10 protein-coding genes are annotated in these 8454 nt (G+C 71.6%); 4 read left to right on the forward strand and 6 right to left on the reverse strand.

Translation table 11 applies throughout. From position 1 onward, the window contains the following. Positions 1-110: 110 nt before the first annotated feature. From NS283_RS17355 to NS283_RS17370, 4 genes are all read right to left on the reverse strand, one after another. Entirely contained in the window at positions 111-1388 is a 1278-nt protein-coding gene (locus NS283_RS17355) for a M20/M25/M40 family metallo-hydrolase (protein WP_058598106.1), read from the reverse strand. Positions 1389-1391: 3 nt separating this feature from the next. Further along, a complete protein-coding gene (locus tag NS283_RS17360; RefSeq protein WP_058598107.1) occupies positions 1392-1742 on the reverse strand; it encodes a carboxymuconolactone decarboxylase family protein in 351 nt (116 codons plus the stop codon). Positions 1743-1965: 223 nt separating this feature from the next. Next, positions 1966-2673 (reverse strand): SDR family NAD(P)-dependent oxidoreductase, encoded by a 708-nt coding sequence (locus NS283_RS17365; protein ID WP_058598115.1) that lies wholly within the window; start codon positions 2671-2673, stop codon positions 1966-1968. A gap of 102 nt (positions 2674-2775) precedes the next feature. After that, positions 2776-3279 carry a pyridoxamine 5'-phosphate oxidase family protein gene (locus NS283_RS17370; protein ID WP_058598108.1) on the reverse strand — a complete coding sequence of 168 codons (504 nt, stop codon included), beginning with the start codon at positions 3277-3279 and terminating at the stop codon, positions 2776-2778. A 144-nt stretch (positions 3280-3423) separates the two neighbouring features. On the opposite strand from NS283_RS17370, the gene NS283_RS17375 reads away from it, so the two are divergent. Both NS283_RS17375 and NS283_RS17380 read left to right on the forward strand, forming a co-directional pair. Next, positions 3424-4485 (forward strand): alpha/beta hydrolase, encoded by a 1062-nt coding sequence (locus NS283_RS17375; protein ID WP_058598109.1) that lies wholly within the window; start codon positions 3424-3426, stop codon positions 4483-4485. Between the two features lie 258 nt (positions 4486-4743). Further along, positions 4744-6120 carry an amidohydrolase family protein gene (locus NS283_RS17380; protein ID WP_058598110.1) on the forward strand — a complete coding sequence of 459 codons (1377 nt, stop codon included), beginning with the start codon at positions 4744-4746 and terminating at the stop codon, positions 6118-6120. A 93-nt stretch (positions 6121-6213) separates the two neighbouring features. Here NS283_RS17380 and NS283_RS17385 read toward each other — a convergent pair whose 3' ends face one another. Continuing rightward, positions 6214-6585, reverse strand: coding sequence for a hypothetical protein (locus NS283_RS17385; protein WP_241490576.1), 372 nt, complete (start codon positions 6583-6585; stop codon positions 6214-6216). 54 nt (positions 6586-6639) lie between these two features. Further along, positions 6640-7398 (reverse strand): SDR family NAD(P)-dependent oxidoreductase, encoded by a 759-nt coding sequence (locus NS283_RS17390; RefSeq protein ID WP_058598112.1) that lies wholly within the window; start codon positions 7396-7398, stop codon positions 6640-6642. Positions 7399-7466: 68 nt separating this feature from the next. On the opposite strand from NS283_RS17390, the gene NS283_RS17395 reads away from it, so the two are divergent. Further along, complete coding sequence (locus NS283_RS17395; protein WP_058598113.1) at positions 7467-8054, forward strand: TetR/AcrR family transcriptional regulator; 588 nt, start codon at positions 7467-7469, stop codon at positions 8052-8054. 51 nt (positions 8055-8105) lie between these two features. Next, positions 8106-8321 (forward strand): hypothetical protein, encoded by a 216-nt coding sequence (locus NS283_RS17400; protein ID WP_058598114.1) that lies wholly within the window; start codon positions 8106-8108, stop codon positions 8319-8321. The last annotated feature ends 133 nt before the right edge of the window (positions 8322-8454 follow it).

Raw genomic sequence — 8454 nt, forward strand, 5'->3', positions numbered from 1 at the left:
CGGCACGGCGGGCGTCCCGGTCCGAGGCCGACCCGCGGCACGGCGGGCGTCCCGGTCCGCAGCCCGGCGCCCGGGCGGGCCGGGACACCCCGGCGGGACGGGCGTCCCGGTCAGGCCTCGCGAAGGATCCGCGCCGTCACCCGCGCGCCGAAGAGCAGCGCCTCCACCGGCACCCCCTCGTCGGCGGCGTGGAACTGCCCGAACACGTCGAAGTCGGCGGGTACGCGCAGCGGGACGAAACCGTACCCGTGGATCCCCAGCTCGGCGAGGTGCTTGTTGTCGGTGCTGGCCGGAAGCAGGTACGGCACGACGGTGCCGTCCGGGTCCTCGGCGGTGATGGCATCCTGCAGCACGCCGATGATCGGGGCGTCGACCGGTGCTTCGATCGCGGGCACCGCGCGGGCCCATGTGACCTCGACGTCGGGGCCGACGAGGGCCTCGATCTCGGCGCGGAGCGTGTCGTCGCGCCCCGGCAGCATGCGGATGTCGAGGCGAGCGCATGCCGTCGAGGGGATGACGTTCGTCTTGCCCCCGGCCTCGAGCACGGTGGGGGAGACGGTGTGGTGCATTCCCGCGTCGATGAGGGATGCCGTGAACCCGAGGTCGTCGACATCGCCACCCGCTCGCCCGTAGACGTCGAGGAAGCGGTCGAGGGTCGCCGTGCGGACCACGGGGAACCGATGCTCGCCGATCGCGACGACCGCGCGCGCGAGGCGCACCACGGCGTTGTCGGCGGTGGGCCGGGAGCCGTGCGCCGCGTGCCCGCGCGCCGTCAGGGTCGCCGAGGTGACGCCCTTCTCCGCCGTCGCCACGAGGTACGCGCGACGGTCGCCGGGGAGCGGGATCGAGAACCCGCCCACCTCGCTGATGGCCTCGGTCGCCCCCGCGAACAGCTCGGGGCGGTTGCGCACGATCCACCGCGCGCCCCACACGCCCCCGGCCTCTTCGTCGGCGAAGAAGGCGAAGATGAGGTCGCGCCGCGGCACGATCCCGTCGCGGCGGAAGGCCCGCGCGGTCGCCAGCAGCATGCCCGCGAAGTCCTTCATGTCCACGGCCCCGCGACCGTAGAGGATGCCGTCGTGGATCTCGGCGCCGAACGGCGGATGCGTCCAGTTCTCGACCTCGACCGGCACCACGTCGAGGTGAGCGTGGGCGACGAGGGCACCGGCATCCGGATCCGACCCGGCCAGGCGCGCGATCACGCTCGCCCGACCCGGGACGGGTTCGACGAGGGTCGTCTCGTAGCCCACCTCTTCGAGCCGCGCCTGGACGAAGAGGGCGGCGCGCGTCTCGCCGTCGCCGATCGTCGAGGCCTCGCCGGTGTTGACGCTGTCGATGCGGATCAGGGCGCGGACGAACTCCAGCGCCTCCGCCTCGAGGGGTGACATGGGTCAGTGCTCGTGCGGACGGGCGTCCTCGCCGAGCTTGAACGCGAGACGGCCGTGCGCGTACCCGCCGCCCGCGCGGATGGCGGTGGCGACCCAGGCGGCCTCGGCCAGCTCGGCCTCGGTCGCGCCCGCCTTCACGGCGTTCTGCGAGTGCCCGTCGATGCAGTACACGCACTGCGTCGTGATGCCCACGGCCAGGGCGATCAGCTCGCGATACTTCAGCGGGATCGCGCGGCCCTCGGGGGCGAACACGGCCTGGTCGAAGGCGGCGAATGCGGCGAGGATGTCGGGCGTTTCGGCCTTGTAGACCTTCGTGTAGGTCTTGTCGGCGGTGCGGTCGAAGTACTCGGACATGTGCTCTCCAGGTCGAAACGGCGGACGGGTGCCAAAGCCCCACCGTAACCACCGCCCTGCCGCGCCGGTCGGCCCGCGTCACGCGCTGTCACACGGGGCGGTCGGCGCTCCGGCCCGGGCGAAACTCCTGAGAAACCGAGGGACGTCGCCTTCTCGCGGTCCGTGAGGGGTCGCCGGCGGCCGAATCTCAGGAGTTTCGCCCGCGTCCGTGCCGGCACGACCGTCAGTGCATGACCATCCCGCCGGTGACGTTGATCGCCTGCCCGGTGAGGTAGCTCCCGGCCGGCGAGGCGAGGAAGTGCGTGACACCCGCGACGTCTTCGGGGATCCCGAGCCGACCCAGCGGAGACTTCGCGCTCCACGCGGCGATGTCGGCTTCCGAGCGGGTGTCGGCGCCCATCTCGGTGAGCACGTAGCCCGGGCACACCGCGTTGACGGTGACGCCGTGGCATCCCCATTCCTGCGCGCCCGCGCGCGTCAATGCGACCACCGCGGCCTTCGAGGCGGCGTAATGCCCCTCGCCTCCGCCGCCCTGCTTCGCGGCCATGCTCGCGATGTTGATGATCGCGCCGCGGCGGGCGTCGAGCATCGCGGGGGCGACGGCCTGCATCGTCACGAGGGTCGCGCGGGCGTTGATGTCGAGCACGCGATCCCAGTCGTCGACCGTGATGTCGAGCAGCGAGGCATGCTGGAAGATGCCCGCACAGTTCACGAGCACGTCGACGCCGCCGAGCACCTCGATCGCCTCCCCGACCGCGCGCCGCGTGTCGATCGGATCGAGCAGGTCGACGGCGACGAAGACGGATGCCGACTCCTCGGCCGGCGCACGACGATCCAGCACCACGACCCTCGCGCCATCGGTGAGGAAGCGTTCGACGATGGCGGCGCCGATGCCGCCTGAGCCTCCGGTGACGATGACGCGGTGGGACACGGTGCTCCTCTCTCCGGGCGTCGGGTCGCCCTGCGGCGTCACGGTACGCCCCGCGTCGTACGGAGTCGCGACGGTGCTGTTTCGGTGGCGTAAAGCCGCTCGCTACGGTCGCCCCAGCGCCGCCCACACGTCCGCGGCCTCGATCTCGATCCGCGCGTCCGTGCCGCGCGAACGCCAGGCGTCCCGATCGAAGACGTACGCCCGCTCGACCTCGAGAACGTACAGGCGCTTGGTCGGCACCGCGAGCACCGCCGCCACCTCATCGTCGAGCTCGGCGACCGGCCCAGCGTCGCGGGGGAGTCGCGAGGCCAGGATCGCTCGCACGGCCGGTTCTGTGGCATCCACCTCCCGCGCCGAGAACGCCAGCTGCACCCCGTCGGCGTCGGCGACAGCCGCCGACGAGTCGTAGACGACACCGGATGCCGTGCCCGAGACCGCGATCGCCCGGGCGTGCCGTGACCCGAGGTCGGATTCCACGTACAGGCCGCGGGGACGAAGCCGGTACTGCGCGGCCGCTGTCCACGGGCCGTCCGCGTCGGTCGTGCCGATTACGACGAAGCGTTGGCTCGCAAGAATCGCGGCCGCGCGTTGCTCGGGTGAGGACATGCCGCCATCGTCGGGGGCGCGCGCGACGGCGTTGTTTCCTGGTCGTAACGCTTCGCCCTCACGTCGTCTCGGCGATCACGCGGCCCTCTACGCTCGCCCTGTCCCCGTCGCCCGTCACGGCGACGCCCGAGCCGCAGGAGAACCGTGAGCGTCCACCCCGCCATCACCGACCCCGACGTGCGCGCGCACCTCGAACGACTTGCCGCCCGCGCGGGAACGATCCCTTCCGGCGCCACGGATGCCGACGGCGACGACGCCGCGCGGATCGCCGAACTGCGCGCGAACCCGTCGTGGGTGCGCATGCCCGACGACGAGGTCGTCGAGTCGCAGGATCTGGATGCCGACGGCCTCGCGCTGCGCCTGTACCGGCCCCGTGCGGGGCACCGCGGCACGCTCGTCTTCGCCCACGGCGGCGGCTGGGTCGCGGGCGACCTCGACAACAACGACGCCCTGTGCCGCGCGCTCGCCGCCGCCACCGATGCTCAGGTGCTGAGCGTCGACTACCGGCTGGCGCCCGAGCACCCCTTCCCGGCCGGACTCGACGACTGCGAGCGGGCGCTGCGTTTCGCCGCCTCCGGGGCCGGTGGGCTGATCGACCCCGCGTTGCTCGGGGTCGCCGGGCACAGCGCCGGGGGCAACCTCGCCGCCGCGCTCGCCCTGCGCTCGCGCGAGGGTCGGGCTCCCGGCATCCGGGTCCAGGTGCTGCTGTGCCCCGTGCTCGACGCCCCCGACCCCGACCGGCCGAGCTACCGCGCGCACACCGAGAACCTGCCGCTGACCGCGAAGGGAATGCAGTGGTACTGGGGGCTGTACCTGCAGGAGGCCGCGGGCGCGGGGAGCGTCGGTCCGGCGGTGGCGCCCGGGGGCGTTGCGGCGTCCGCACCCGAGGGTTCCGCGCCCGGGCCGGTCGCGCAGGTCGCCGCTCCGGCGGGAGCCGCGTCCGATGGTGCGGTCCCTGTCGAGGCGGCCCCGTTGCGCGCGCCCGATCTGGCCGGATCGGCTCCGGCCGTGATCGTCGCGGCGAGCGTCGACCCGCTCTCCGACGAGGCGGAGGAGTACGCCGGGCGGTTGGCGGCATCCGGAGTCCCCGTCGAGTTCGTGCGCCGCGAGGGTGTGCCGCACCTGTTCCTGGTGTTCCCGTCGACGCCCGCGCGCGACGAGGTGCTCGCGGCGATCGCACCCGCGGTGCGTCGCGCCTTCGCCTGAGCTGCTCGACCCTCGTCCCACTTGTGGCGGGTTGCCGGGCTGCTGCCCGACCACTTCTGGGACACGCAACGCCATAAGTGGGACGAGGCCCTGCTTCGGCGGTGCCCAGCGGGATGCGTGTCCCACTCGTGGTGGGTGCGGAGGTCCGTAACCCGCTTCTTCTGGGACACGCACCGCCATAAGTGGGACGAGGCCCTGCAAAACATCCGCCGCACGCCCGGAACACCGCGGAAACACGCGATTGTTACCGTCATCAACATGTCGCTCCTGGTCACGAACGCACGCCTCATCACGGTCCCCGCGGGCACCGACGACCCCGGATACATCGAGCGCGGATACATGCTCGTCGAAGACGGACGCATCGCCGCGATCGGCGCCGGCGACCCCGACCCGGGGCTGACCGCCGACGAGATCCTCGACGTCGACGGCAAGTTCGTCGCGCCGGGCTTCGTGTCGAGCCACAGCCACCTGTTCACGAGCGGCTCGCGCGGACTCGGCGTCGACCAGACGCTCTACGGCTGGTGCACCTCGATGTTCAGCGTGCTCAACAACGCCTCGCCCGACCAGATCTACTGGGCGACGCTGCACGGCTCGCTCGACTTCCTCGCCAACGGCGTGACCACGGCCTACAACTTCACCGACCCGCTCCTGCCCTGGGAGCCGATGGTCGACGGCAAGCGCGCCGACGGCGGCGGCATCCTGCGCGACCACTCCTGGCACACCCGTCAGGCCGACGGATGCCTCGACGCGGGACTCCGCTTCGTCGACTCGATCGCGCTCGATGCGACCGTCGGCACCGACGACGAGATCTTCGCCCGGTTCGAGGCATCCCTCGATCACGTCCTGGCGATGGACCCCGACATCGCGCTCGGCGCCTCGATCATGGGGCAGGTGCAGTGGTCGACGCGGCCGGACGCGGCCGAGATCGAGGTCGCGGTCATGGACCGCTTCGGCGTCACGAATCAGGCGCACTTCCTCGAGACGTACGAGGCGATCGAGCACCAGCAGACGAAGTTCCAGCTGTACAAGAACGCCGGCGCGCTGCGCCCCGGGATGATGTTCGGTCACTTCATCCAGACGACGCCGGAGATCATCGCGGATGCCGCCGCCGGCGGGGCCGCGATGTCGTGGCAGCCGGCATCCAACGGGCGTCTGGCGTCGGGTGTCGCGCACGTGCCCGAGATGCTCGACCTCGGCATGAAGGTCGGCATGGGCCTCGACGACCAGGCCTGCACCGATGTCGCCGACCCATGGCAGAACATGCGCATGGGCATGTTCATGCAGCGCGCCCGCACGCACGACCCGCTGTCGATGATGCCCGAGCGGGTGCTGCGCCTGCACACCCTCGGGGGAGCGGAGATCATGGGCGTCGACGACCGCGTCGGCAGCCTCGAGGTCGGCAAGTTCGCCGACTTCGTGGTGGTCGACCCGCGCCTTCCCGACGTCGGTCCGCTGTGGAACCCGGTGCGCAGCTACGTGCTCGCCTGCGGCCTCCGCAACCTGAAGCAGGTGTACGTCGGCGGCAAGCTCGTGAACGACCGCGGTGTGTCGACGAACCCGCTGGCCGAGGAGGCATCGCGGGTGCTGCACGAGGAGCTCCCCGCGCTCGCGGAGGAGTTCGGCGTCATCCTCTAGCGTCCGCGTCTGCAGGGTTGAGTGTCCACGAAACCCGGACGGTCCTCGCGGGGCGTCCGGGTGTTGTGGACACGCGGCGATGAGGGCGCCGCGTCAGGCGCAGAACTCGGCCCGCACGTCGGCGGTGTCCCCGAGTTCGTCACGGAGTCGGGCGACGAGCTCTCTCCCCTCGGCGAGCCATCGGTCCAGGTCGGGCAGCTCCTCGTCGATGTCCCGGTTCTGCCAGTGCTCGTTCCATGCCTCGAAAGCGTCCTGCAGCTCGGACGAGAGGGGCAGGGCATCGCGCTCGAACGGGTAGTTCTCCGTGAAGTTCTCCCAGAGGGGAAGGCCGCTGATCCACTCCGGGAAGACGCGGATGAGACGCCGTCCGTCTTCGAGCCGTGGGGGCGTGGTGGATTGCAGGGATCGGTCCTGCCAGCTCCAGTGAGCCAAGCGCGATCGCTGCTCCTCGGTCTCGGGGTCCACAAAGACCACGCTACGCGGCGTACGTCCGTCGGACCCGCGCGGCGGCGGAGTCCGTCAGATCGCCGACCATCCCCCGTCGCTCGGCAACAGCACGCCGTTGACGTTGGCGGAGTCATCGCTGAGCAGCCAGGTGATGGCGGCGGCGAGCTGCTCCGGCTGCGCGACGGGCGGCACGACCACCTGGAGGAGCGGGCCGATGCGGCCGGCGGCGTACTCGCTCTTCATGGGCGCCTCGATGTTGGTGGCGACGGCCCCCGGCGCGACCGCGTTCGCGCGGACGCCCTGCGGACCGTGGAAGAACGCGACGCTCTTCGTGAACCCCGCGATCGCGTGCTTCGACGACGTGTACGCCGCGCCGGCCGTCGAGCCGCGCAGCGCGGCCTCCGAGGCGACGTTGACGATCGCGCCGGCGCCCGCCCCGATCATGAGCGGCAGCACCGCGCGCGTCAGGCGCATCGGGCCGGTGAGGTTGACGCTCAGGACCCGGTCCCACGTCGCGTCGTCGACCTCGCTCGGCGGAAGGAAGGCATCCATGATTCCGGCGACGTTCGCGAGTCCGTCGACCCGGCCCCCTGCTGTCTCGAGGAGCGCCGCGATGGTCTCGGGAGCGGAGACGTCTCCGACGACCGTCTCGACGGCCAGTCCGCTCAGCTCGTCGCGGAGGGCCTCGAGTCGCTCGGCGACGACGTCGGTCGCGATGACGCGCCCGCCTTCGTGCGCGATCCGGGTCGCCGTGGCGCGTCCGATACCGGACCCGGCACCGGTGACGATGATGGTCTTGCCTGCGAATCGTGCGACGGTCGACGCGGTCATGGTTTTCTCCTTCGTGAGGGCGCAGGTGCGCCACTCACGGTTTTAGCACTCAGTGCCGAAAGGTGTCTATGGAAAGTCCGAACGAGCGTCCCGGGGGGCGGCCGCGCACAATCGATCCCGCCCGCGTCTCCCTCATCGCGCTCCGCCTCTTCGACGAGCGCGGATTCGATGCCGTGTCGATGGACGAGGTCGCAACGGCGGCGGGGGTGAGTCGGCGGTCGTTGTTCCGGCTCTTCCCGAACAAGGCCGCGCTCGTCTGGGACGGGCTCGAGGAGTCATTCGATCGCTTCCGCACCTCCCTCTCGGCGAGCGGCGACGAAGAGCCGCTCTGGGAGGCGATCCGCCGTGCGTTCGAGGCCGGCGCCACCATCCCCGCCGAGTCGATCGAGGTCACGCGCCACCGGCTGCGCGTGATTCGCGCGAACCCGTCGCTCGAGCAGGTCGGGGCCCCGACGATCGGGATGATGACGGATGCCGCGGCACGCTTCGCCGCGGAACGGGCGGGCTGCGCACCGGACGACCTCTTGACGACGGTGCGCGTGCACGCGCTGATGGCCGCGGTCAACGCATCCCTCGCCTGGTGGGCCCTTCATGGAGGAACGGACGCCCCGCAGAGCGTGGTCCGTCGCGCGCTCCGCGAGCTCGCCCCGCGCTGAGCCGCTCTCGTCTCGTAAGGTGGGCGTTCTCACGAACGAAGGGGGAGCGCGATGGGTCTCACATTCCCGGACGGGTCGGTGTCGCTGACGACGGCGCAGGGGGAGACCGTCGTCCTCCGCATCTGCGACCTGTGCGGCGCGGGCGTCCCCGATGCCGCCGACACGGACCTCGCGTTCCACAAGAGGTGGCATCGGCTCACCGGCTCTGGCAACTGGGTCGACCCGGCGACCGGCCGCGTCCATCGCCTCGACTCCTCGGCCGGCTGACGCTCGGCTCCGGGGGGGGGGGTCGCCGGTGCGTGAGACGGTCGCGGCCTCCGGGCGGCGAGAGCAGGTTCCGGTCCCTTCGGCAGGCTCAGGGACGTTCGTGGCGAGGTGGCGGTGGCTGAGCTTGTCGAAG

The sequence above is a fragment of the Microbacterium testaceum genome (assembly GCF_001476285.1).
Lineage (GTDB): Bacteria > Actinomycetota > Actinomycetes > Actinomycetales > Microbacteriaceae > Microbacterium > Microbacterium testaceum_B.